Below are 24,393 nucleotides of genomic sequence, written 5' to 3'. Positions count from 1 at the left end.
TCGCCACCCCGGCGGGCGCCGCGACCGTGTCATCGGCCGCCACGCCCGCCGCCACGACGGCCGGCGCGCCGGCCGGCGCCGTCAGCTACTCCCAGTGGCTGTCCGACGCGACAGCCGCCACCGCGCCCGCGCTGAGCTACCTTCAGCAGCGCGTCGCAGCAAGCACGTTCAGCGGCACCCCGGCGATCGTGCTGGACATCGACAACACGTCGCTCGCGTCGTACTTCTACCCGACCACCTACCCGACCCCGGCCACCCCGCCGGTGCTGCGGCTGGCGCAGTACGCGACCGCCCACGGCGTGAAGGTCCTCTTCGTCACCGCCCGCCCCGACCTCATCGACCTGGCCACCGAGATCAACCTCGCCTCGGTCGGCTACACCGTCGACGGCCTGTACAGCCGCAACCCGCTGCAGCTGCTGGAGTCGATCCAGACCTTCAAGACCGACACCCGCCGGAAGCTGGTGGCCGAGGGCTACGACATCGTCGCCAACGTCGGCAACAACACCACCGACCTCGACGGCGGCTATGCCGACGCAGCGTTCAAGCTGCCGGACTACAACGGCCTGCTGTCCTGAGCCCTCCGCTGTCCTGGGCCCTCCGCTGTCCTGGGCCCTCCGCTGTCCTGGGCCCTCCGCTGTCCTGGGCCCTCCGCTGTCCTGGGCCCTCCGCTGTCCTGGGCCTGCGCTGCCCTGGGCCCTCCGCTGTCCTGGGCCCTCCGCTGTCCTGGGCCTGCGCTGCCCGCCCGGCCTGAGGCGTCCGGCCCGTCCGGCCCGCACACGCGGGTGACGCTCGCCGCCCGCCGCCCCGGCGCCCGGGTACTAGGGTGCCGGGGTGGGCGGATCCGGGACCGGGACCCGGGGTGAGGAGAGCGAGCCGGTGCAGGGTGGTCTGCTGAACGGACGGTACGAGCTGTGGGAGACGCTCGGCGCGGGCGGCATGGCGACCGTCTGGCGCGGCGTCGACCGGGTGCTGGAGCGTCCCGTCGCCGTCAAGGTGCTGAACGAGGGCCTGGCCGAGGACTCCCGGTTCGCGGAGCGCTTCGCCCGTGAGGCGCGTCACTCGGCGAGCCTGGCACACCCGGCCATCGTGACCGTCTTCGACTCGGGCGTGGACGAGAGCGGTACGCCGTACCTGGTGATGGAGCTCGTCGACGGCCGCACCCTGGCCGAACTGCTGGAGCTGACGCCGCGGCTGCCGGTGGAACGCGCGGTGGCGATCGCGTCCGCGGTCTGCGACGCGCTGCAGGTCGCGCACGCGGCCGGACTGGTGCACCGGGACATCAAGCCGGGCAACATCATGGTCGCCGACGGCGGCCAGGTGAAGGTCGTCGACTTCGGCATCGCCAAGGCCGGCAACGACGAGGCCCAGCTCACCGGCACCGGCTCGGTCCTGGGCACCGCCGCCTACCTCGCTCCCGAGCAGGCCACGGCCTCCGACGTGGACGGCCGGGCCGACCTCTACGCCCTCGGCTGCGTACTGGTGGAGATGCTGACTGGCCGGCCGCCGTTCGACGGCGCCACTCCCGTCGACGTCGCCTGGAAGCACGTGAGCGAGCGGCCCGCGCCACCCTCCTCGCTGCGACCCGACATCCCGCCCGCGCTGGACGCGGCGGTGCTGGGCCTGCTGGAGAAGGAGCCTGGCCGCCGCCCGGCCGACGCCGCCGCGGCGCGCGCGGAGCTGCAGGCGGCCGTGACCGGCATGGGCGCGGCCACCACCTGGATGCCGCCCGTCCCCGGCTCCACGCCGCTGAACCGGACCATGGCGATGCCCTCGCTGGACCCGGCCTCAGGCCCGGCTCCGACTGCGGAGGGAGACCTCCCGCCCGCACCTCGGCCCCGACGTCGGCGCGGCATGCTGATCGCGGCCGTCGCCGTCACCGTGCTGGCCTGCGTCGGGGCGGCGGTGGCCGCGCAGTCCTCGGGCTCCGGCACCCCGACGTCGGGCGCCGCCTCGGGCGCCCCGGTCTCCGCGCCGCCGCCGTCCGCCGCGCACACCTCGACGACGCCCTCGCCCAGGGCCACGGACCCCGCGAGCATGATCGCGACGCTCCGCGACGCCGTGGCGGCGGCGAATCTCACCGAGGCGCAGCGGCATCCGCTGCTCGGCGCGCTGGACAAGGCGTCCCAGGACCTGACCGACCAGCGACCCGGCGACGCCGGGCAGGCGATCCGCGACGCCCAGCGCGACCTGCGCAAGCTCGCCAAGGAGCACGCCGTGGACAAGGCCACCGGCCACACCTGGTCGGTGCGGCTCGGTGCGATCAGCACCGCCCTGCGCCGACTGGCCTCCGCCGACAGCCAGGACGTCGGGGGCCACGGCAGCGGCGGGAACGGCGGCAGCGGGAACGGCGGCGATTGACCGGGCCCGCCAAGCGGAAGCCGACGGACGGAGCGCGGCCGTCGGTCCGAACGAGCCGGGCGGAGCCGCGGCCCGGAGCCGCCGGGGCGCGCTCAGCCGAGAAAGGGCTCGGTCCGCTCCACGCTCAGCCCGTGGGCGATCCGCAGCCGCATGGACGGGTGGATGTCGAGCGCGTCAAGGTCCTCCGGGGCCACCCAGCGGACCTCCTTGGACTCGCTGCTGGTCCGCAGCCGACCGCCGACCGGCCGGGCCGAGAAACAGATCGAGAACTGCTGCCGGACCTCCCCGTCGTCGTAGGCCATCACGTGCTCGGGGTCGGTGTAGAGGCCGATGAGCCCCTCGACCTCGACGAGGATGCCGGTCTCCTCCTCCACCTCGCGCACCACGGTCCCGGCGATCCGCTCGCCGATGTCGTGCCCGCCGCCGGGCAGCGCCCAGCGGTCGTTGTCGGTGCGGTGGATCAGCAACAGCTCGCCCTCCGCGTTGCGCACCACCGCCACGACGGAGGGGACGACGGAGTTCGCGCGGGGCGCGGCGGGGTCGCGGTAGTAGTCGATCCTGCCCATACCGGCGATTCTCCCCTGCCGCCCCTCCTCCGTCACCCGGCCCGGTACGCGCCGACGAAGGCCGCGAGTTGGAGCGCCGTCGTCCCCGGGCGCCGCAGCTCCTCGAAGGTCGCTCTGGTCTTCCGGGCCGCCGGGAGCAAGACCTGGTACTACGTCACCCTCGGCTGGACGAACGCGAGCGGGAACTTCTCCCTGAGCACGCGTGACCACAGCTCCGGCCTGACCGCACGCGACAACGACGAACGGCCGGACCCGCTCAGGCGGGTCCGGCCGTTCGCCCTTCTCCTCGGCGCTGTCCGGTGCGGTGTGCACCCGTTCTGACCTGCAGTGAAGTGGGCCTCGCTGAGGCCAGTGAACCCTGGCGCACGGGCATGAACGAGACCAGAACTGAGACCAGCAGGCCTGCCAGGGCTACTTGCTGTAGTGGTATCGGCAGGCGATGACGCACAGGGTGTCCGCCTGCTCGTCGAGCACGTAAACCAGGCGGTGCTCCTGGTCGATCCGACGGGACCATGCCCCGGCGAGTTCGTGACGCAAGGGTTCGGGCTTGCCGATCCCTTCGTGGCCGTTGCGGCGGATGTCCTCGATCAACTGGTTGATCCGCCTGAGCAGCCGGCGGTCGTTTGCTTGCCAGTAGAGGTAGTCGGCCCAGCCGCCGTCAGTGAACTGGATCTTCATGTGGACTGCTCGGCGGCGTCCTCGGGGTCGATCAGTTCGCGGCTCTGCATCCGGCCTTCCTGGTAGTCCCGAAGGGACTGGCGCAGGTGATCGGCGTTGGCGGGAGAACGCAGCAGGTAGTCGGTCTCGCGGAGCGAGGCGTACTCAGCCAGGGAGACGACGACCAGCGGCTCATGACCGGCCCGGGTGATGACGAGCTCTTCGGCGTCGTCCTCGACAGAGTCGAGGGCGGCGGCGAGGTTGCTGCGGAGCTCAGTCGCGCTCATCGTCTTCATAGCGTACAGAATAACGTACGTTGCCGCCTCGGGCTAGGGGGCGAGCCGCCTCGCGGCGTCGGGCCACGGCTGGGGTTCGGGCGCGTCGGCGGCCAGCATGACCTCCCCCGTGAGGGGTTGCCCCCAACACGCTTTCCGACTGTTCGCCCGGGGGTCCGGGAGGGTCCGTCAGCGTCCTGACCTGCGGCTCGATGGTTGAAACGGGAGCGCTTCGACCCCCGCGAACGGGGCTGAATGCAACCCGAACTGCAACCCTCCCGCAGATCACCCAGAGGGCGTCCATCGCTTGATCACAACCAGCGAGTCGCTGGAGAGCGGGACAGCCGGATCCGGAAGGCAGTCGGCGCAACCCCAGGATCGGGCGCCAGGTAGACATCGGCGGCACCCCCCGTCCGCGAGACCGCCGCGCCGTAGCGCACTGCATTACAGCGCTATACACTGATGCCATGAAGACCATCACCCAGCGGGAGCTCGCCGCGCGTTCCAAGGCTGTGCTCGATGATGTTGAGGCGGGTGAGACTTACCACATCACCCGAAACGGCACTGAAATCGCCGAGGTTCGCCCACTCGGAACGAGGCGACGTTTCGTCCCGGTCGAGGAACTGCAGCGGAAGTGGCGACACGCACCTCAGATCGACGCCGCTCAGCTGCAAGCAGAGGCAGACGCGTTCTTCGGTTCCGAGGACCGCGTCGACGACGGAGGCAACCCGTGGGATCGCGCATGAGCGGGAGGCGGCCCCGCGGACTGCTGGACACGTGTGTCGTCATCGATCTGCCGTCGATCGATTCAAGGCTTCTCCCCGTTGAAGCGGCCGTCTCCTCGATCGTCCTGGCGGAGCTGGCCCAGGCCGTGGCGATGACCAGGGACCCGGCGGAGATGATGGCGCGGGCGCAACGCCTGGCCGACGTCGAGGCGGAGTTCGCGGCCATCCCTTTCGACCGGGAAGCCGCCCGCCGGTTCGGAACGCTGGTCGCACTCACCGTCAAGGCGAATCGAAACCCCCGCCCCCGTCGCATGGATCTGTTGATCGCTGCCACCGCCTCCGCGCACGGGCTCCCGCTCTTCACCCGCAACGCCGACGACTTCAAGGGTTTGGAGCAGGGTGTCGAGATCATCTCCGTCTGAGCGCCCGCCCTCGCCGAAGGCGCACTCGTCGGCCTGCGCCGGGCCCGTGAACGCAGAAGGCCCGCACTGGTTTCCCAGTGCGGGCCTTCTACCTGCGGAGGATACGAGATTCGAACTCGTGAGGGGTTGCCCCCAACACGCTTTCCAAGCGTGCGCCCTAGGCCTCTAGGCGAATCCTCCGTGGGAGAGCTTACTAGATGTTCGGGGGTGCTCGTGCACACGGTCGACGCAGGTGGGAGGGGAGGGCGTGGGGCGGTGATGGCACCGGTCGGGATCCGGTACTGTTGGGCCTAGCCCCTCGTGTGGCGCTATCTCGCTGAACCCCCCCAGGGCCGGAAGGCAGCAAGGGTAGGTGAGCTCTGGCGGGTGCACGGGGGGTCCTTGCGTTGTAGGGCACCGATTTGTCGGTGGGGACCGTTAGGGTCGAAGACGTGTCGCTCGCTCTCTATCGCCGGTACCGACCCGAGACCTTCGCCGAGGTCATCGGGCAGGAGCACGTGACCGGGCCGCTGCAGCAGGCGCTGCGGAACAACCGGGTCAACCACGCCTACCTGTTCAGTGGCCCGCGTGGGTGCGGCAAGACGACGAGCGCGCGCATCCTCGCCCGGTGCCTGAACTGTGAGCAAGGTCCCACTCCGACGCCCTGCGGCGAGTGCCGTTCGTGTCAGGACCTGGCCCGTGGCGGGCCGGGGTCGATCGACGTGATCGAGATCGACGCCGCGTCGCACGGTGGTGTCGACGACACGCGTGACCTTCGGGAGAAGGCGTTCTTCGCGCCCGCGTCCAGCCGCTACAAGATCTACATCATCGACGAGGCCCACATGGTCTCGACGGCCGGCTTCAACGCCCTGCTGAAGGTCGTCGAGGAGCCGCCGGAGCATCTGAAGTTCATCTTCGCCACGACGGAGCCCGAGAAGGTCATCGGAACGATCCGCTCCCGCACGCACCACTACCCCTTCCGGCTCGTTCCGCCGGGCACCCTCCGGGACTACCTGACCGACGTCTGCGGCCGGGAGAGCATCCAGGTCGAGGAGTCCGTCTTCCCGCTCGTCGTCCGGGCCGGCGCCGGGTCCGTGCGTGACTCGATGTCCGTCATGGACCAGCTGCTCGCCGGGGCGGACGAGGGCGGTGTGACCTATGCCATGGCCACCGCGCTGCTCGGGTACACCGACGCCGCGCTGCTGGACGAGATCGTCGACGCCTTCGCCACGCACAACGGGGCGACGGTCTTCGGGATCGTCGACCGGGTCATCGAGGGCGGCCACGATCCCCGCCGCTTCGTCGCCGACCTGCTGGAGCGGCTCCGGGATCTGGTGATCCTCGCCGCCGTGCCGGACGCGGGTGAGAAGGGCCTGATCGACGCGCCCGCCGACCGGGTCGCGCTGATGGAGGAGCAGGCTCGCCGCTTCGGCTCCGCCGAGCTCAGTCGTGCCGCCGACATCGTCAACACCGGGCTGACGGAGATGCGCGGGGCCACCTCGCCCCGGCTGCAGTTGGAGCTGATCTGCGCCCGGGTGATGCTGCCCGCCGCGTACGGGGACGAGACGTCCTGGCAGGCCCGTCTGGAGAAGCTGGAACGGCGGTCCGTCGTCGGCGGCGGGGCGATGGCCGGCGGGCCGGTCGCCACGGGGGCACCCGTGGTCCAGGCCCCGACGCTCTCAGTAACGCCCACGCCCACGCCCGCACCCATGCCCGTTGCTGCGCCGGCTCCGGTCGCCTCGCAGCCGGTCGCTCCGCAGCCCGTGGCCTCGCCGCCGGCCGGAGCGGGTGGCGCGACCGCAGGTGGGCGGGCGCCCGGTGCATGGCCGGTGTCGCCCAGCTTCGGTTCGTCGGGCTCCGCGCCCACTCCCGCTCCCACCCCTGCTCCCGCACCGGCGCCGACCCCTGCGCCCGCTTCGCAGACCGCCGCTCCGGCAGCGGCCCCGGCGCCTACTGATGCCGGAAACATCAGCGCCACGCAGGTGCGCCAGTTCTGGCCGCAGGTGCTGGACGCCGTCAAGGGCCGCCGACGGGTCACCTGGATGCTGCTGCAGCAGGCCCAGGTCGCGGGCTTCGACAACGGCGCGCTCCAGCTCGCGTTCGAGCACGCCGGGACGCGGGACGGGTTCGTCAACGGCGGGCACGACGAGATCCTGCGGCAGGCGCTGCAGGAGGCCGTCGGCGTCTCGTGGAAGGTCGAGTGCCTGATCGGCCCCGGCGGGTCCGCGCCGCAGCGGCCCGCAAGCGGGTCGGCCGGCGGCTTCGGCGCTGGCGCGTCCGCCAGCGGCTTCGGCGGCGGCGGGTCCGGTGGTGGGGGCGGTACATCCGCGACGCCGCCGCGCCAGCAGACGCCCGTGCCCACGCCCGCTCCGTTCCAGCCCCCCGCGCCGGCCGCGCCGGTGCCGAGCCCCGCCGCGCCCGCGCCAGCGCCGCGCCCCAGCGGTCCCAGCGTCCCGAGCGCACCCAGCAGCTCCCCGGCGCCCGGTGGCTACCCGGAGGATCCGGACGACGACGACATGCCGCCGCCCCCCTTCGACCCGGAGGACGACATCCCTGAGCAGGACATCGCCTCCGTCTCCGGGCACGATCTGATCATCCGCGAGCTCGGCGCCACGGTGATCGAGGAGACCCAGCACGACCGCTGAGCCGTCGGCGAGCTTCAGAAAGCCGTACCCGCATGTGAACTGACGGCGATCCGACACGCGCACCACGTAGGCTCGACCCAGGAGCGGTCCCGCTCCGGCACGTCATGACGACAGTCACCACGACAGGCAGGACAGGAGCGCCCATGTTCCCCGGCGGCCAGCCCGATATGCAGGCCCTGCTCCAGCAGGCACAGCAGATGCAGCAGCAGCTCGCCCAGGCGCAGGCGGAGCTCGCCGCCGCCGAGGTCGAGGGCAGCTCCGGCGGCGGCCTGGTCAGGGCCACCGTCACCGGCGCGGGCGAGCTGCGCGCGCTCGTGATCGACCCGAAGGTGGTCGACCCAGAGGACACCGAGACCCTGGCCGACCTGGTCCTCGCCGCGGTCCGGGACGCCACGGCCGGCGCCCAGCGGATGGCGGCCGAGCGTCTCGGCCCGCTGGCCCAGGGCCTGGGCGGCGGGGGCGGCATCCCCGGCCTCCCGTTCTGATCCGACCGATCCGGCCGATCCGGCCGATCCGGCCGACCTGGCCCATCCGGCAGATCCGACCGACCCAGCCGAGCCGGCCGAGCCGGCCGACCCGGCCGACCACGCTGACCCGTCGACGACCGGGCGGTCGCGACAGCCGCGTGCCGTCGGAAACCGCTTCGGCCCCGGGGAACCCCGACGCGCCGCCGCGCGTAAGTGGGTGTGTCGGGGAGCTGTGACTACGCGCCCGACCGGAGGATGATGGGCGCGAAAAGGTAGAAACCACCGCGAGCACCAAGAGAGACAGGTAACGCAGCGTGTACGAGGGCGTGGTCCAGGACCTCATCGACGAGTTGGGCAGGTTGCCCGGCGTCGGGCCCAAGAGCGCGCAGCGGATCGCCTTCCACATCCTGCAGGCCGATCCGACGGACGTGCGCCGGCTCGCGCACGCCCTGACGCAGGTCAAGGAGAAGGTGCGGTTCTGCACCGTCTGCGGCAACGTCTCCGAGGCCGACCTGTGCCGGGTCTGCCAGGATCCGCGCCGCGACCCGAGCCTGATCTGCGTGGTCGAGGAGCCGAAGGACGTCGTCGCGGTCGAGCGCACCCGCGAGTTCCGCGGCCGCTACCACGTGCTCGGCGGGGCGATCAGCCCGATCGAGGGCGTCGGCCCGGACGACCTGCGCATCCGCGAGCTGATGCAGCGGCTGGCGGACGGCACGGTCACCGAGCTGATCCTCGCGACCGACCCGAACCTCGAGGGCGAGGCCACCGCCACCTACCTGGCCCGGCTGCTCAAGCCGATGGGCCTGAAGGTCACCCGCCTGGCCAGCGGCCTGCCCGTCGGGGGAGACCTGGAGTACGCCGACGAGGTCACCCTCGGCCGGGCCTTCGAAGGGAGACGACTTCTCGATGTCTGACAGGACCGACACGTCCGACGCACGCACCATCGACATCACGGTGAGCGGGCAGCCTCAGATCGGTGTGCACGGCGACGGCACGCCGGACGAGTTCGCCGTGCAGATCGCGGACTCGGTGCAGAGCTTCCTGCTCTCCGTGCCGGAGATCGCCAAGGGCGACGAACCGGGCAGCGCGATCAGTCTGCTGCTGCTCGAGGTCTCCCAGGTGCTGCTGACCGGCGGCCGCCTGGGCGCCATCGAGGACGTCGTGCCCGACGACCGCTACGAGACCGACACCGGCCCGGACGCGGACGCGGACGAGCTGCGCCGCCAGCTGGCCGAGCTGCTCGCGCCGATCGACGTCTACCACGAGGTCTTCGACCCGTACGGGCCGCCGGACAAGCCGCTGCCGTGCCGGATCTCCGACGATCTGGCCGAGGTGGTCACCGAGCTGAGCCACGGCATGGCCCACTACCGTGAGGGCCGGGTCTCCGAGGCGCTGTGGTGGTGGCAGTACTCCTACCTGGCCACCTGGGGCTCCACGGCGACGAGCGTGCTGCGCGCGCTGCAGTCGCTGGTGGCGCACGTCCGGATGGACAGCCCGATCTCCGCGCCGGTCGACGGCACGGACACCGACCACGACGGGCTGACCGACGAGCAGTTGGAGCAGCAGGCCGGTGACCTGATGGCCGCCGAGCTCGCCTCCGAACTGGGAATCTGAGCCGCGCCGCCAGCCCTGACCGCACATGGCATCGACCCCGGTCGTCGGCACCGAGCAGCCCGACGGGTCGTTCGGTCCCGACGACCGGGGTCGACTGCGTCGCTGCGCCGCAGCCGCTCGGGTCGCAGGTCGCTCCGGTCGCGCAGGTCACTCTGGTCGCGCAGGTCGCGCAGGAGCCAGAATGTGGTGAAGGCCACAGTCGGGGTGCCCCCGACGGCCCTGCCGGGAAATCCGGAGCCGAGCCCGGCCCCTCCCGGCAAATCTTCCGTCCACCTCCCATCCCTGCCCGAACGCCCCCGAACGTCCGTTGATCGAATACTGATACAGCTGTCTCGGCTCTCGGACGTCGGCCGCCGGGACAAGGCCGATCGCTAGACTGGCCAGCGACCACAGGCCTGCCGGACACCCACCTCCGAGGGCCAGGACCACCAGAGTCGAGGAGCGCACGTGGGCCTTGTCGTGCAGAAGTACGGCGGCTCATCCGTAGCGGATGCCGAAGGCATCAAGCGGGTCGCCCGACGGATCGTCGACACCAAGAAGGCCGGCCATGAGGTCGTCGTCGTGGTGTCCGCCATGGGTGACACGACGGACGAGCTCATCGATCTCGCGGAGCAGGTGTCGCCCTTCCCTGCGGGCCGCGAGCTCGACATGCTGCTGACCGCCGGAGAGCGGATCTCCATGGCCCTGCTGGCGATGGCGATCAAAAACCTGGGCCACGAGGCGCAGTCCTTCACGGGCAGCCAGGCAGGTGTGATCACCGACGCCGTCCACAACAGGGCGCGCATCATCGATGTGACGCCGGGTCGGATCCGTGCCGCGCTCGACAAGGGCAACATCGCCATCGTCGCCGGCTTCCAGGGCGTCTCGCAGGACACCAAGGACATCACCACCCTCGGTCGCGGGGGCTCGGACACCACCGCCGTCGCGCTCGCGGCCGCGCTGAAGGCCGAGGTCTGCGAGATCTACACCGACGTGGACGGCGTCTTCACCGCCGACCCGCGTGTGGTGAAGAAGGCCAAGAAGCTCGACTGGATCGCCTTCGACGACATGCTGGAGCTGGCCAGCTCCGGCTCCAAGGTGCTGCTGGCCCGCTGCGTCGAGTACGCGCGGCGCTACGACATGCCCATCCACGTGCGCTCGTCCTTCTCCGGACTGACCGGCACGTGGGTCTCCAACAAGCCGCTGACCAAGCCCGAAGGGGGCGAGATCGACATGGAGCAGGCCATCATCTCCGGTGTGGCCCACGACACCTCCGAGGCGAAGGTCACGGTCGTCGGCGTCCCCGACAAGCCGGGCGAGGCCGCGCGCATCTTCCGCGCCGTGGCGGACGCCGAGATCAACATCGACATGGTGGTCCAGAACGTCTCCGCCGCGACGACCGGCCGCACCGACATCTCCTTCACCGCGCCCAAGACCGAGGGCCGCAAGGCCATCGACGCGCTGGAGAAGGTGCAGGAGTCGATCGGCTTCGAGTCGCTGCGCTACGACGACGCGGTCGGCAAGATCTCCCTGGTCGGCGCCGGCATGCGGTCGCACCCGGGCGTCACCGCGACCTTCTTCGAGGCGCTGTCGGCCGCGGGCGTCAACATCGAGCTGATCTCCACCTCCGAGATCCGCATCTCCGTCGTCACCCGCTCCGAGGACGTCAACGCCGCGGTGCAGGCCGTGCACACCGCGTTCGGCCTGGACAGCGAGACCGACGAAGCCATCGTCTACGGCGGCACCGGCCGATGACCGGTCCGGGGGGCGAGCACCCCAGCGGGACCACCGGAAGCACCGGCACCACCGCGGCCGCCAAGCCGACGCGGCCTACCCTGGCCGTCATCGGCGCCACCGGAGCCGTGGGACGGGTGCTGGTGGAGTTGCTCGCCACCCGGGCGGACGTGTGGGGCGAGGTCCGGCTGTTCGCCGGGCCCGAGAGCGTGGGCACCCAGGTGCCGGTCCTCGGCCGGACGGCGACCGTCCGCGCCCTGGAGCCGGGCTGCTTCGAGGGCGTCGACATCGCGCTCTTCGAGGCCCCTGAGGACACCGTCGAGGAGTGGGCGCCGATCGCCGTCGAGGCGGGCGCGGTCGCGGTGGACGGCTCCGCCGCGTTCCGGCTGCACCCGGACGTGCCACTGGTGGTGCCTGAGATCAACCCGTCGGCCGCGCGGATGCGCCGGATCGGGATCATCGCCGCGCCGCGTTGCGCCACGCTGGTGCTGACGGTCGCTCTGGCCGCGCTGCACGCCGAGTTCGGGCTGAGCCGGCTCGTGGTGACCGCCGCGCTGGCCGCCTCCGGTCGCGGCCGGGTCGGCGTGGACACGCTGCGTCGGCAGACCGCCGAGGTCGCGGGCGACCCGTCGGTCGGCACCCGCACCGGCGACCTGCGCCGGGCCGTCTCCGAGCAGGAGGACGACCCTTTCGAGGCGCCGCTCGCCTACAACCTGCTGCCCTGGGCCGGTGACACCGCCGAGGACGGCTGGTCGAGCGAGGAGCTGGGCCTGCGCAACGAGACCCGCAAGATCCTGGGCCTGCCGGAGCTGCCGATCTCGGCGACCTGCCTGCGCGTGCCGGTCGTCAGCGGCCACTCGCTGACCGTCCACGCCGTCTTCGAGCGCGAGCCTGACGTGCACCGGGTCCGTGAGATCCTCGACTCCTCGGCCGGCGTCGTCGTCTACGACGACCCGGACAAGGGCGAGTACCCGACACCCGCCGACGTGGTGGGTTCCGACCCGACCTGGGTCGGCCGGGTGCGGCGTTCGCTGGACGAGCCGAACGGTCTGGAGCTGTTTCTGTGCGGGGACAACCTGCGCAAGGGGGCGGCGCTGAACTGCGTGCAGATCGCCGAGTTGGTCGCCGCCGAGGAGTCCGCGCAGGGCTGAGCGACCGGTCGCCTCTGAGGCAAGGCACGGGCGGGCACACGGACGGTTAAGCTCTCCGGAACGGATTGGGAAGAGGTTTAGGGGGAGTTGGTGCAGACGCCGGATTCGGCTTCCGTGCCCCTGGGCGGGCCCGTACCGTAGTGCCCCTCGATACGGTGTCACGGAGGGGTCGGGTGGCGTACAACCCTCGCGGCGGGTCATGCGTCCAACTGGCGTGCCACCAAGCTCGGTGCTTGTCATGACAGCGCCCTTCACCGCTGCGGACGCCTCACGCCCTCATCCGCCGACCCACGCGACGGCAGGCCAGCCCGCCCAGGCCGCGCCGACGATCGCCGTGGGCGCGAGCGTCGACCAGCTTACCGAGACCTACCAGGCGCACTACTCCTCTCTGCTGCGCCTCGCCGCGCTGCTGCTGGACGACACCGCCTCGTGCGAGGACGTGGTCCAGGAGGCGTTCATCCGCGTCCACTCCGCGCGCCGACGGCTGCGCGACCCGGACAAGACCCTCGCCTACCTGCGCCAGACCGTGGTGAACCTCTCCCGCTCGACGCTGCGCCGCCGGATCATCGGTCTGCGGCTGCTGCAGAAGCCGATGCCGGACGCGGCCAGCGCGGAGGAGGGCGCCTACGACGCGCTGGAGCGCGACGAGCTGATCGTGGCGCTGCGGGGCCTGCAGCGACGCCAGCGCGAGGTGCTGGTGCTGCGCTACTTCTCCGACATGACGGAGGCTCAGGTCGCGGACGCCCTGGGCATTTCCGTAGGCTCGGTCAAGGCCTACGGCTCGCGCGGACTGGCGGCGCTGCGGCTCACGATGGACGGCGGCACGCTGCCGTCCGGGTCCCCGGCGTCGGGCGCCGGGCCTTCGGGTGGAACGGTTTCCGGATCCGGTGCGTCGGATCCACGCAGGGACGCGCGGACCGGTGAGCCAAGGACCGGCGGCGAGCCAAGGACCGGCGGCGAGCCGCGGACCGGTTACCCACGGATCGGCTCGCCACGGCCAGGCCCAGGACGGATCGGCCAAGCCCGGATCGGCCAGCCCCGGACCGACGAAGCACGGGGACCAGCGCGGACGGACTCGCGAGGCGAGTCGCAGACAGAGGGGAGGCAGCGGTGAGCGCGGAGCGGCGCTCGCGCTACCTGCGCGTGGTGCGGCCGGGATCGGGTGCCGGTTCCGAGGCCGCCGCGTTGCCGCCGCTTCCCGTCGAGCCGCCGCTCACCCCGCCGCTGTGGCTGGAGCCCCCGCGCACCGCCGCCCCCGCACCCGGAGCGCCCACACCCGGAGCGCCCGGTGCGGTCCCCGTCCAGGGGCCGGCCCACGGCGTCGGCTTCGCGGGCGCCACCTTCACCTCCGACGGCGACGACACGGACCCGCTGGGCGCCGCGCTGCGCGAACGCCTGCACCAGGCGGTCGGCGAGGTGCGCCCCGCGCCCGACTCGCTGACCCGGCTGCGGCGCGCCGTGCCGCAGCGCCGGACGCTGCGCCGTCGCGCCTACGGCGGCGCGGCCGTCGCCGCCTCGCTGGCACTCTTCGGCCTGACCGCCCTGCACTCGCTCGGCCCCGACGGCTCCACCAGTGCCGACACGGGGCCCGCGGGGCAGCTCCTGCCGGGCGCCCACCCGTCCGCCACCGGTGACGGGCTCAGCGGTGCGGCCTCCGGTCCCGCCTTCCCCGGCGGCACGCTGGCCGGATCCGCCGACGCCACCCGCGGCCACCGGCCCGGCACGGTGCTGGTTCCGCTGCCCTCCGGCGGGGTGACCAGCATCGCCGCGAGCCAGACCCATGTCGGCGTCTCGCCCGCGTTGGCCGAGTGCACCCGCGGACAGCTCGGCAAGGGTGCGGCAGGCGTCGCGCCGCCGGACGCGTCGGGAATCGTCTACGGCTCCTTCGCGGTCAGCAACGTCTCGTCCAAGCCGTGCAAGATCAGCAGCTCGGGCACCATCGACGTGCTGTCCGCGGTCAGGACGCAGACGTCCCAGTTCGCCGTGGTCCCGCACACCGCGGGGGACCCGGCCGTCGCCCTGCCCACGCCCGACCCGTCCCATCCGCCGGTCGAGCTCGGCCCCGGCCAGACGTACGTGGTCGACTTCGCCTTCGTGCCCGCCTCCTGCGCGAGCGGCAGCTCGGTCGGCCCGACGGACGCAGCCAGCCCGACCTCGGCCACGCCCGGCTCCTCCTCCGGCGCCACCGGCGGGACGAGCGGCTCCGGCGCCAGCGCCGCGGCCGACGGCGCCTCCGGCGGAGCGCCCGGCAGCCCGACGTCCTCCCCCGGCACGCCCGGCGGTTCGGGGGGATCCGGTGGCACCGGAGGCTCGGCTTCCCCGGACGCACCCAGCGTCCAAGTGGCCAGCGTCCCGGCCGCCGGAGGCAGGGCCGCGGCGACCACGACGCTGCAGGACGCCTGCGCCGGCACCATCTACCGGACGGACCCGCTGCCCGCGCCGCACTAGTCCTTGGTTACCGTGGTGGGGTGTACCGGACCCTTCTGACCCCGCGCTGGCTGGCTCTGCACCTGCTGGCGCTGGTCGCCGTACCGGTCTGCATCATGCTGGGGATGTGGCAGCTGAGCCGCTTCGAGCTGCACAGTCACGCCCAGAAGCAGCAGGCCGCGACCGCGTCCACGGACGCGGCGCCCACCACGCTGTCGCGCCTGATCGACGGGGCGGACAAGGACGGCGTCAACAACGACGACGGCCGCCGCGTCTCCTTCTCCGGTACCTACGACGCGGCGCACCAACTGCTCGTGCCGCAGCGCACCGTGGACGGCAGGAGCGGCACGCTGATCGTCACCCCGCTGCGGCTCGACGGGGGCGGCACCTACCTGGCGGTCGTCCGCGGGTGGCTGCCGGGCACTCCTGCCGGCGCGCCGGTCCCGCCCCCCGGCGCGGTCTCCGTCACCGGCCGCCTGCGGGCGGCGGAGACGCCGGACACCCCCGAGGCGATCTCCTCCGGCACCCTGCCGACCGGGCAGCTGGGCATGATCTCCCCGGTCACCATGGTCAACGCCCTGCCGTACGGCGTCTGGAACGGCTACGCCTCGCTCGACCCCGGCGCCGCCGGGACGGCGGGGCTCACCGCCGTTCCCTACAGCGCCGCGTCGTCCGCGGACTCCTCGGGCGGGGGCTTCAGCCTGCAGGCGATCCAGAACCTCGGCTATGTCGGGCAGTGGTTCGTCTTCGCCGGCTTCGTGGTCTTCATGTGGTTCCGTTTCGTCCGCAGGGAGATCGAGACCCAGCGCGACAGGGCGCTGGGGCTCGAGACCGCCTGACGTCGGCCTGCCCTGGGGCGCGGGTCAGCGCAGGTGGCGGGCGACGAAGTCCAGCTCGAGCCGCAGCTGCTTGATCCGCTCCTCGACCACCAGCGAGCCGTGTCCGGCGTCGTAGCGGTAGACCTCGTGCGCCTTGCCCAGGCCTTCCAGCCGGCCGACGTAGTTCTCGATCTGCTGGATCGGGCAGCGCGGGTCGTTGACGCCCGCGCTGATGTAGACGGGCGCGTTCACCGCGTCCACGTACGTGAGCGGTGAGGACGCCGCGTAGCGGTCCGGGACCTCCTCGGGGGTGCCGCCGACGAGCGTGCGGTCCATCGCCTTCAGCGCCTCCATCTCGTCGTGGTAGGCGGTCACGTAGTCCGCGACGGGGACGGCGGCCAGGCCCAGCGCCCACGCGTCCGGCTGGGTGCCGAGCCCAAGCAGGGTGAGGTAGCCGCCCCATGAGCCGCCTGCCAGCACGATGCGCTTGGGGTCGGCGAGCCCGCTGGCCACCGCCCACTCGCGGACCGCCGCGATGTCCTCGAGCTCGATCAGGCCGACGCGGTGCCGCAGCGCGTCCGTCCACGCGCGCCCGTAGCCGGTCGAGCCCCGGTAGTTGACGCGGACGACCGCGAAGCCGTGGTCGACCCAGGCCGCGGGACCGGCGGCGAAGGAGTCGGAGTCGTGCCAGGTGGGGCCGCCGTGGATCTCGAAGACGCAGGGCAGCGGGCCCTCGCCCGCGTCGGCCGGGCGCTGCACCAGAGCGTGCACCGTGCCGCCGGGGCCCTCGACCCACACGTCCTCGACGGGGACCGACGGCGGCGCCTGCGGGCCGGGCGCCGACAGCACCACCGCCCCGGTCGTGGACCGCACCACCGGCGGCTGCTCCGCCGAGGACCAGAGGAACTCGACGGTGCCGTCGGGGCGCGCGGACGCGCCGGAGACGGTTCCGGTCGGGGTGTCGAGCCGGGTCAGCCCGCCGTCAGCGAGCTCGTAGCGGTAGAGCTCACTGCGCGCGCGGAAGCTGTGCTCGACGAGCAGCGCGCCGGCGTCCGGGTACCACTCGGCGGTGACGTCGCCGGGCAGGTCGAGCACGATCTCGTGCTCCTCGCCCGTCGTGGTGTCCCAGATCAACGGCTCCCAACGGCCGCGCCGCTGGTGCGCGACGAGCATGCGGGTGTCACCGGGCAGCGGCGCGAAGCCGAGGCAGGAGAGGCCGAGCGGCTCCTCGCGCCCGGTCGCGTCGTCGAGTTCGGCGACGGTGGACACCGCGTCGCCGTCGACGCGCAGCACACGGAGCGCGCTGTGCATGGCGTCGCCGTGCTCGGTGTGGTCGACGGCGATCAGCGTGCCGTCGTGGGAGAGGTCGCCGACGCCCGCGGACTCGCGGTGGCGGTAGATCTCCAGCGGCTCGGGGGAGCCGGGGCGGATCAGGTGCAGCGTGGAGCCGTCCTCGTCGGTGGAGCGGCCGACGACCGCCTCGCCGTGGCGGCCGAGCGCGAGCCCGGCCGGGTAGGAGGGCGCGAGCCCCGGAACGGCCTCGGGGTCGGCCGGGCCCTGCGCCTCCGCGGCCTCGTTCGGGCCCGCGAAGGGCTGGCGGCGCCAGATGCCGAACTCGTCGCCGTCGGTGTCGTCGAACCACCAGATCCACTCGCCGTCAGGGGTGAGCGTCCCCTCAGTGGTGCCGTTCGGCCGGTCGGTGACCCGGCGCTGCGTGCCGTCCGCACGGTCCCAGGCGTAGATCTCGTAGGTGCCGGTCGCGTTGGAGACGAACAGGGACCGGTCCGGCGCGTCGTCGGCCCACTCGGGCAGGCTCACCCGGGCGGCCCGGAAGCGTCGCTCCCAGGCCGGAAGGGCGTCGAACACCGCGCTCATGGTCTGGGTCTGCTGCTGCGTCGTCTCGTTGCGCTCGCTGGTCATGACGACCATCATCGGGCACGCCCGGGGCGCAGGGTACGGGCTGCGTCGTAACCGGTGGCGCCGTCCGCGCGCACCGCGTCCCCGGAGCCGACAGGCCCACGACGGACGCAGGGGCCCGGTCCGCACCGTTGGCGGACCGGGCCCCTGCCGGGCTGAGGTTGCCTCAGCCGATCAGCTGGTTGTAGGTGTTCCAGCCACTGCCGATGCGGATCCGAGCGCCGTACGGCGCGCTCGGGTTGTTCGTGCCCTCGTAGAGCCAGAGCACGCCGCTCGCGTCGCGGGCCACCACGTCGTTCTTGCCGTCACCGTTCAGGTCACGGGCGCCGACGATGCTGGTGTAGATGTTCCAGCCGCCGCCGACGCGGATGCGCGCGCCGAACGGGGCACTGGCGTTGCCGGTGCCCTGGTAGAGCCAGAGCACGCCGCTCGCGTCACGGGTCAGCAGGTCGGAGTTGTGGTTGCTGCCGATCGTGCCGACACCGACCATGGCGTTGTAGCCGCTCCAGCCGCCGCCGACGCGGACCCGGGACTTCAGCGGGGAACTGGGGTTGTTCGTGCCTTGGTAGAGCCAGAGCACGCCGCTCGCGTCACGGGCGATGAGGCTGGTGCCCCCGGTGCCGACGCTGCCGACACCGACGATGCTGTTGTAGATGTTCCAGCCGCCGCCGATTCGGACGGGGGCGTTGAACGGGGTGCCGGCCGTCCCGCTGCCCTGGAGCAGCCAGAGCGTGCCGCTCGCGTCACGGGCGAACATGTCGCCGCCGCCGAGGCTGTCGTGCCCGTCGGGAAGCGTCATCATGTTGTACGTGTTCCAGCCCGAGCTCACCAGAGTGCGGGCCGCGTAGACCCCGCTCGCCTTGCCGGTGCCCTGGTACTGCCACAGGTTGCCGCCGGCGTCCCGCGCGAGGAGGTCGTGCTGACGGCACAGCGAGCCGGCGAGTCCGCTCTCCTTCGGCGAGCCGAGGCCGGAGGCCTCGTCGTAGCCGGTCTTCGCGGAGTAGGTGGCGGTGCCGTCACCCGAGATGTCGTTGTTGCCGGACGTGATGTCGCGGAACCCGGTGCTGTAGCTCTTCTTCGCGGCCTGGTAGAGGACCGGGTTGAGGTAACCCGCCCGACCACCCAGGCAGGTGGCGGTGCTGTTGGCCTGGGCGATCGCCGCGGCCCAGGTGGGCGCCGCGCCGGAGGTGCCGCCGATGATGCCGACGACCTCCTGGTTGTAGCCCTGGTCGCCCGGGGTGCGGTCGGTGTAGATCAGCGGGTAGCCGCTGTACGGGTCACCGAGCGCGGAGACGTCCGGCACCGCGCGGCCCGACACGGAGGCGAAGCCGCTCTGGAACGGCTGCGCCGGCCAGATCTTGGAGACGCCGCCGCCACCGGCGCCCCGGCCGGTGCCGTTGTTCCACACGGTCTCCTTCAGCGAGGAGCCGAGGCCGGACAGGTGCGTGCCGCCGACGCCGGTGACGTACGGCTGCGAGGCCGGGTCGTCGACCTGGAAGCTCAGGTCCGCGCTGTTGCCGCGGGAGCAGTCGCTGGAGCCCGCGTCGCCCGAGGCCGCGACGACGCTCTGGCCCTGGGCCGCCGCCATCTGGAAGACGGTGTTCTCGGCGGACAGCATCTGCGGGTCGCTGGTGTTGACCGCGGTCTCGCACTCGCCCCAACTGCTGGAGATCACCTGCGCGCTGTTGTCGCTGACGATCCGCCGGTAGGTGTCCAGGACGTTGGCGTCGGTCGCGTTCTGCGCGTCCGGGCCCATGTAGTCGTGGATCGTCGCGCCGGGCGCGAGGGCGACCAGGTCCTCGATGTCGAGGAGCGACTCGATGCCGTACTGGTTGTTGTCCGGCGTGATCGTCGGCCCGCCGTCGACCGCCGTGTAGCTGATCGCGGTGTGCGTGCCGAGGCAGCCCTGCCACTGGTTCAGGCTGGTGTGGTCGACGTTTTCGAGCTCGAAGACGGCGATCGTCTGACCGGAACCGGTGGTGTAGCCGTGCGGCATGCTGTAGGCCGAGGCCAGCGAACCGGGGCTGTAGTAGTCCCGGGTGTCCACCTTGCCCCAGCCGTTGAACGCCGAGACGGCGCCCGAGCAGAAGGCCGGCCCGGTGGCGTTGGCGCTGACCGTGTGCGAGCCGACGACGCTCTTGCCCACGGCCGTCCTGCCGACCGGCTGCGCGTGCGAGACGTAGGTGCTGACGTTGCTCAGACCCACGATGCCGGTCACCTGCGAGGCGATGTCGGCGGGCAGCGACGGGGCGACGGTGGTCACGAAGCCCTGCTTGCCGTTGGCCATCGTCACGTTCTGGAAGGCGGTGTTGAACGCCTGTCCGGCCTGGGACGTCGTGGCGGTGACCGGGATCGACAGACCGTCCGAGCTGATCCGGCCCGGCTTCAGGCCGGCGGCCTTCAGCGCGGCCCTGACCGCGTCGACGGTCTGCTGGGTCGGGCCGAAGACCTTGGCGAACTGTCCAGTCGCCAGGTAGTGGCGGTACTGCGGGTCCCCCGGGGTGGAGACGGCCTTGACGAAGGCGGTCAGCGCGGCGGGGTCCCGCGGCTTCAGGTTGACGCTCAGGTGCAGCTCGGTCGAAGCCGAGGTCGCGCCGGTCTTGTGGGCGCCGACGGGTATGTGAGGCGTGGAGCCGATGCGCTGCGGGGTGGTGCCGGCGCTGACGCCGGATCCACCCGCGAGCGGAGCGGCCGAGGCGATCGGGCTCGTGACGCACAGAGCCGCGGCAATGCCTGCGGATATGAGCGCGACCCGTCCGGCCTTCTTGGCCATGCTGGATCTCCTATGACGTGGTGACGTCGCGTCAGCCGAAGAGGGACGGCGACGTCGAAGCCGGGCCGCAGAAGCGGTCCGGCCACTCCCCCAACGATGAAATAGGGAGTCTTTCTATCAGGTGTGATCAGCTGGCGTAACAGGGGGGAGCCCACTCATAGAAAAAAAGTTATGGCAACGAAGCTTCACGAAGCCTCGCGCAGCGGAACCATCAGCAGGGCGCAGGCCAGCAGGCCCGCGACTGCTGCCCGTTCGCCCGTTATGCCCGGTCCGAGCTGCAGAATCAGCGTGACCGCCGCGACGCCGAGAGCAGTACCGAGACCGCGTCCCATATTGACCATCCCGCCCCCGGTTCCAGCCGATTCCGTCGGGAATGCGCGCATGACCATCGTGTTGTTGGCCGGGGTGAAAACACCCAAACCGCAACCCAACAGACCGAGAACCATCGGCAGTGCCGTCGTGTCGAGCGGAAGCACCAGCATCAGCGCCAGTGCGAGCAGGCAGAGCAGCGAGCCGGACTTGGCCCGCGCACGGTCGGGGAGGGAGGCCGGCAGCACCCGGTCCGCCAGGGTCGCGGCGAGCGCGAAGCCGAGCGGCAGCGCGGTCAGAACGAGGCCCGCCGTCACCAGTCCGACGCCCTGGCGGGTCAGCACCACGGGCACCAGCACGAGCGGTCCGAACAGCACCAGGTAGCCGCTCATGCCCGCGAGCAGCCCCCGCCCGTGCGAGCGCAGCAGCTTCGGGTCGAGCAAGGGCAGCGCCGCCCGCGCCTGACGGCGCATCAACGCCCAGCCGGCCGCGAGGGAGGCGACGGCCAGGACCGCCGCCGTCCACAGCGGCCGACCGAGGCCCGAGACGACCGAGACGGCGAGCAGCAGGCCGGTCGTGGTCAGGGCCAACAGCGCCACGCCGAGCACGTCCACGCGGGTGCCGGCGCAGCGACCGCGCGTACGCGGCAGCAGGTAGTGCCCGGCGATCAGCGAGACCGCGCCGACCGGGACGTTGACCAGGAAGACCCAGCGCCACCCGAGCGTCGCGACGATCGCCCCGCCGACCGTCGGCCCGAGTGCGAGCCCGACGGCCTGGCCCGCCGCCTGCATGCCGAGGGCGGCCCGCATCCGCCCCGGCGGGGCGGAGGTCGTCACCAGAGCGACGCTGTTCGCCTGCATCAGGGCCGCGCCCAGCGCCTGCACCACCCGGAACACCACCAGCACGGCGAGTCCGGGCGCGAGCCCGCACGCCGCGGAGGCCACGGTGAAGACGCCGAAGCCGTAGAGGTACATCAGCTTGCGCCCGTGCGCGTCGGAGAACCGGCCGACCGGCACGAGCAGGGCGACCAGCGTCAGCAGGTAGGCGAGCGAGACCCACTCGACGGCGGCCGGCGAGGCGTGGAAGCCCTTGCCGAGCGCCTGGTAGGTGAGGGTCACGATGCTGGCGTCGAGCTGGCCCATGAACGCACCGAAGCAGACCGTGGCCACGGCGAGCCGCCATGCCCAGCCGCGCCTGCGGATGACGTCAGGCCGCGGGCGCTCCGTGGTGAGGAGGTCCCACCCGCGGGGTATCGGGGCGTCGCTGAGGGTCACGTGTTCGAGTTTACCTCTGCCACCGACATACTCGGAAGAGGAACATCTCTCACCCCGACGAGCCAGCTCGGCCGAACGCGCGGTAGCGAAGCTGTGACCGGTCGATCACGGAACCCATAGCTGGGCGGGGGAGTCTGGTCACATGGAGCCCAGCACCCGGACCCGCGCCCTGACCGCCGCCGCGGTCGCCCTCACCGCGGGCTTCACGCTCGCCCCGGCCCTCCTGCCGAGCTCGGCGCATGCGGCGGAGCCCGCGGGAAGGTCTAGACCAGCGGTGACGCAGTCGCTAGCCTCGGGGCCGTGGAGTCCTCCGTCCTCGCCTTCGCCGTCGACCTCCTCGACGAGGGCGCGGACCTCTTCTTCGGCAACCTGAGCGACCGTGCCGGCGTCGGCGGCGTGACGCTCGCCTCCGTCTACCACGAGGCGCGGGACGTGTTCCCGCACAACCCGCGACGGGTGGTCCGCTACCTCGAACCCGGAGCCGCGTACTTCCGGCCGGACCCGGCCGCCTGGCGCGGCCGGCGGCTGCGCCCGCGCGCCTCCGGCGCGATCGGCGACACCGACCCCTTCGCGCTCGCGTCGGCGGAGGCCTCACGCCGCGGCATGGCGCTGCACGCGTGGACGGTCTTCCTGCACAACGACCGGCTCGGCTTCGAGCACCCGCAGTGCGCTCCGGAGAACGCGTTCGGCGACCGCCACCTCACCGAGCTGTGCCCGGCCCACCCGGACGTCAGGGAGTACGTGCGGACCCTCGTCGGCGAACACGCCCGCTACGGGGTGGACGCGATCCGCGCCGAGTCCCTGCACTTCCACGGGCTGCGCCACGGCTACCACCACGAACGCTACTTCGAGCGGCTCGGGCCGATCGCCGAAGCCCTGCTCGGCCTCTGCTTCTGCGGCCACTGCCGCGCCGCCGCCCGCGCGGCGGGCGTTCCCGCCGACGAGGTGCGCGCGCAGGTGCGGCGGGAGATCCGCCGCTGCCTCGACGACGAGCACGCCGCGCCCACCCCGCTCGCCGAGATCGCGAACGGCGCCCTGGCCGCGTACGTCGACGCCTCCGCCGCGACCGTCACCTCGCTCGCCGCCGAGGCCGCGGAGGTCGCCGAGAGCGGCGGCATGCGGCTCAGTTTCATGGACGGCGGCGGACCGGGGAGCGGCTGGCTCGCCGGCATCGACCTGCCGGTCCTCGCCAGGACCGTCCACGGGATCGAGACGCTCGGCTACGCGCCGACCGCGGCTCAGGTCCGCGAGAAAGTGGCCGCTTTCGCGCTCCACGGAGTGCGGCCGTCCTCACTCGCGGTGATCCTTCGCCCGATGGCCGAGGACTGCGACAGCGCGGAGAACCTCGCAGCGAAGATCGACATCCTGCGCGAGCTGGGCGTTCCCGAAGTCGAGTTCTACCACTACGGCCTGATGCGGCTGTCCTCACTCGACCGGATCGGCGCGGCGCTCGGCCATTCACGGTAGGCTCTCCGTGTGATCTTCAAGCGCATCGGCAACGGGCGGCCGTACCCCGACCACGGCCGGGTCAGCACCCGTGAGTGGGCGGACGTCGCTCCGCGCCCGGTCCGCCTCGATCAGCTCGTGACGACGAAGGGCCAGCTCGACCTGGAGACCCTGCTCGCCGAGGACTCGACCTTCTACGGGGACCTCTTCGCCCACGTGGTGAAGTGGCAGGGCGATCTCTACCTCGAGGACGGGCTGCACCGCGCGGTCCGCGCGGCGCTGCAGCAGCGCCAGGTGCTCCACGCGCGCGTGCTCGAACTGGACTGAACGGGTTCACTGATCATCCGTTAGTACGCCTGGACGGGCGCGCAGCTGGTCGTCGGGGCTACTGTGAGCAACGACACCCGAACCACGGCCGACCTTCGGCGCGGTACGACTCCGTACTGCCTGCGCACTGGTAACGGCCGCCCAGCGCACAAGGGGGCAACCCGCGGTGAGCATGCTGACTCCCCCCGGCCTCAAGGGAAAGCAGTACCGCATCAGCGGCAAGGCGTACCCCCGCCTTGCCCGACCGGGCCAGAAACGCCGTCGGGTGTTCCAGGTGATCGGAGCCGTCGTCGCGCTGGCCCTGATCGGCTGGGGAACGGTCCAGCTGGTGACCGTCTTCGGCTCGAAGAAGAAGCCCACCGCCGCCGCGAACGGGCACTGCGTCCGCCCGGCCACGGCCAGGGCCGCCGGCGACGCGGCGAAGCCCTCCGCAGGCCCCGACGCCTCGGCGTCCGCGTCCGCACCGGCCGCCTCCGGCTCGGCCTCGGCCTCGGCCTCGGCCGGCGCGTCGGCGTCCGCCGCGCCCAGCC

The 24,393-nt window shown here is 72.2% G+C and carries 20 protein-coding genes, 1 tRNA gene, 1 other RNA gene and 2 pseudogenes; 17 read left to right on the top strand and 7 right to left on the bottom strand.

Annotation, left to right across the window (positions count from 1 at the left end; genetic code table 11):
- The coding region (locus tag TR48_RS21285) for an HAD family acid phosphatase (protein WP_042369730.1) at positions 1-575 on the top strand (575 nt) is incomplete at its 5' end.
- A gap of 256 nt (positions 576-831) precedes the next feature.
- Positions 832-2,358 carry a protein kinase domain-containing protein gene (locus TR48_RS21280; RefSeq protein WP_152628082.1) on the top strand — a complete coding sequence of 509 codons (1,527 nt, stop codon included), beginning with the start codon at positions 832-834 and terminating at the stop codon, positions 2,356-2,358.
- Positions 2,359-2,450: 92 nt separating this feature from the next.
- Here the strand turns inward: TR48_RS21280 and TR48_RS21275 are convergent, their stop codons facing one another.
- The 3 genes from TR48_RS21275 to TR48_RS21265 form a co-directional block, all read right to left on the bottom strand.
- Positions 2,451-2,924, bottom strand: a complete 474-nt coding sequence (locus TR48_RS21275) for an NUDIX domain-containing protein (protein ID WP_042369728.1) — start codon at positions 2,922-2,924, stop codon at positions 2,451-2,453.
- A 411-nt stretch (positions 2,925-3,335) separates the two neighbouring features.
- Positions 3,336-3,602 (bottom strand): Txe/YoeB family addiction module toxin, encoded by a 267-nt coding sequence (locus TR48_RS21270; protein WP_042369726.1) that lies wholly within the window; start codon positions 3,600-3,602, stop codon positions 3,336-3,338.
- Positions 3,599-3,877, bottom strand: coding sequence for a type II toxin-antitoxin system Phd/YefM family antitoxin (locus TR48_RS21265; protein WP_042369724.1), 279 nt, complete (start codon positions 3,875-3,877; stop codon positions 3,599-3,601). Before TR48_RS21265 ends, TR48_RS21270 begins: the two co-directional genes overlap by 4 nt.
- A gap of 446 nt (positions 3,878-4,323) precedes the next feature.
- Between TR48_RS21265 and TR48_RS21260 the strand changes: the two genes are divergently transcribed.
- Both TR48_RS21260 and TR48_RS21255 read left to right on the top strand, forming a co-directional pair.
- Positions 4,324-4,602: a type II toxin-antitoxin system Phd/YefM family antitoxin gene (locus TR48_RS21260; RefSeq protein WP_042369722.1), complete on the top strand. Its 279-nt coding sequence runs from the start codon at positions 4,324-4,326 to the stop codon at positions 4,600-4,602.
- Complete coding sequence (locus TR48_RS21255; RefSeq protein ID WP_042369720.1) at positions 4,599-5,003, top strand: type II toxin-antitoxin system VapC family toxin; 405 nt, start codon at positions 4,599-4,601, stop codon at positions 5,001-5,003. Before TR48_RS21260 ends, TR48_RS21255 begins: the two co-directional genes overlap by 4 nt.
- 95 nt (positions 5,004-5,098) lie before the next feature.
- Here TR48_RS21255 and TR48_RS21250 read toward each other — a convergent pair.
- Positions 5,099-5,183: transfer RNA gene (locus tag TR48_RS21250), tRNA-Ser, on the bottom strand.
- Between the two features lie 112 nt (positions 5,184-5,295).
- Between TR48_RS21250 and ffs the strand changes: the two genes are divergently transcribed.
- From ffs to TR48_RS21200, 10 genes and pseudogenes are all read left to right on the top strand, one after another.
- An RNA gene (gene ffs / locus TR48_RS39750) (signal recognition particle sRNA small type) lies at positions 5,296-5,386 on the top strand.
- Positions 5,387-5,434: 48 nt separating this feature from the next.
- Complete coding sequence (locus TR48_RS21245) at positions 5,435-7,627, top strand: DNA polymerase III subunit gamma and tau (protein ID WP_042369718.1); 2,193 nt, start codon at positions 5,435-5,437, stop codon at positions 7,625-7,627.
- Positions 7,628-7,770: 143 nt separating this feature from the next.
- Positions 7,771-8,112 carry a YbaB/EbfC family nucleoid-associated protein gene (locus tag TR48_RS21240; RefSeq protein ID WP_042369717.1) on the top strand — a complete coding sequence of 114 codons (342 nt, stop codon included), beginning with the start codon at positions 7,771-7,773 and terminating at the stop codon, positions 8,110-8,112.
- A gap of 296 nt (positions 8,113-8,408) precedes the next feature.
- On the top strand, positions 8,409-9,008 hold the full coding sequence (recR, locus tag TR48_RS21235) for a recombination mediator RecR (protein WP_042369715.1): 600 nt from the start codon (positions 8,409-8,411) through the stop codon (positions 9,006-9,008).
- Positions 9,001-9,708, top strand: coding sequence for a DUF5063 domain-containing protein (locus tag TR48_RS21230; RefSeq protein ID WP_084729613.1), 708 nt, complete (start codon positions 9,001-9,003; stop codon positions 9,706-9,708). The genes recR and TR48_RS21230 overlap by 8 nt, the downstream gene beginning before the upstream one ends.
- Positions 9,709-10,155: 447 nt before the next feature.
- A complete protein-coding gene (locus tag TR48_RS21220) occupies positions 10,156-11,442 on the top strand; it encodes an aspartate kinase (RefSeq protein ID WP_042369711.1) in 1,287 nt (428 codons plus the stop codon).
- Positions 11,439-12,572: an aspartate-semialdehyde dehydrogenase gene (locus tag TR48_RS21215; RefSeq protein WP_084729612.1), complete on the top strand. Its 1,134-nt coding sequence runs from the start codon at positions 11,439-11,441 to the stop codon at positions 12,570-12,572. The genes TR48_RS21220 and TR48_RS21215 overlap by 4 nt, the downstream gene beginning before the upstream one ends.
- Positions 12,573-12,810: 238 nt before the next feature.
- Positions 12,811-13,389 (top strand): annotated as a pseudogene (locus tag TR48_RS21210) (SigE family RNA polymerase sigma factor); the annotation flags it as partial.
- Positions 13,390-13,682: 293 nt separating this feature from the next.
- A complete protein-coding gene (locus TR48_RS21205; RefSeq protein WP_042369710.1) occupies positions 13,683-15,020 on the top strand; it encodes a hypothetical protein in 1,338 nt (445 codons plus the stop codon).
- Between the two features lie 20 nt (positions 15,021-15,040).
- Positions 15,041-15,838, top strand: a complete 798-nt coding sequence (locus TR48_RS21200) for an SURF1 family protein (protein WP_042369708.1) — start codon at positions 15,041-15,043, stop codon at positions 15,836-15,838.
- Between the two features lie 24 nt (positions 15,839-15,862).
- Here TR48_RS21200 and TR48_RS21195 read toward each other — a convergent pair whose 3' ends face one another.
- The 3 genes from TR48_RS21195 to TR48_RS21185 all read right to left on the bottom strand — a co-directional run bounded on the left by TR48_RS21195 (position 15,863) and on the right by TR48_RS21185 (position 22,090).
- Complete coding sequence (locus tag TR48_RS21195; protein ID WP_042369812.1) at positions 15,863-17,692, bottom strand: S9 family peptidase; 1,830 nt, start codon at positions 17,690-17,692, stop codon at positions 15,863-15,865.
- Between the two features lie 208 nt (positions 17,693-17,900).
- Positions 17,901-20,507 (bottom strand): protease pro-enzyme activation domain-containing protein, encoded by a 2,607-nt coding sequence (locus TR48_RS21190; RefSeq protein ID WP_042369706.1) that lies wholly within the window; start codon positions 20,505-20,507, stop codon positions 17,901-17,903.
- A gap of 185 nt (positions 20,508-20,692) precedes the next feature.
- Entirely contained in the window at positions 20,693-22,090 is a 1,398-nt protein-coding gene (locus tag TR48_RS21185; protein WP_042369704.1) for an MFS transporter, read from the bottom strand.
- A gap of 300 nt (positions 22,091-22,390) precedes the next feature.
- On the opposite strand from TR48_RS21185, the gene TR48_RS21180 reads away from it, so the two are divergent.
- The 3 genes and pseudogenes from TR48_RS21180 to TR48_RS43415 form a co-directional block, all read left to right on the top strand.
- The gene (locus TR48_RS21180) at positions 22,391-23,557 is read left to right on the top strand and encodes a hypothetical protein (protein ID WP_042369702.1); all 1,167 of its coding nucleotides are present in this window, start codon (positions 22,391-22,393) and stop codon (positions 23,555-23,557) included.
- 9 nt (positions 23,558-23,566) lie between these two features.
- On the top strand, positions 23,567-23,863 hold the full coding sequence (locus TR48_RS21175) for a type II toxin-antitoxin system VapB family antitoxin (protein ID WP_042369700.1): 297 nt from the start codon (positions 23,567-23,569) through the stop codon (positions 23,861-23,863).
- A 172-nt stretch (positions 23,864-24,035) separates the two neighbouring features.
- A pseudogene (locus tag TR48_RS43415) lies at positions 24,036-24,393 on the top strand (LytR C-terminal domain-containing protein); the annotation flags it as partial.

This window comes from Streptacidiphilus neutrinimicus, assembly GCF_000787815.1.
Taxonomy (GTDB): Bacteria; Actinomycetota; Actinomycetes; order Streptomycetales; family Streptomycetaceae; genus Streptacidiphilus; species Streptacidiphilus neutrinimicus.
The sequence above is the reverse complement of the archived record's forward strand: the minus strand, read 5'-3'. Positions and strand labels throughout refer to the sequence as shown.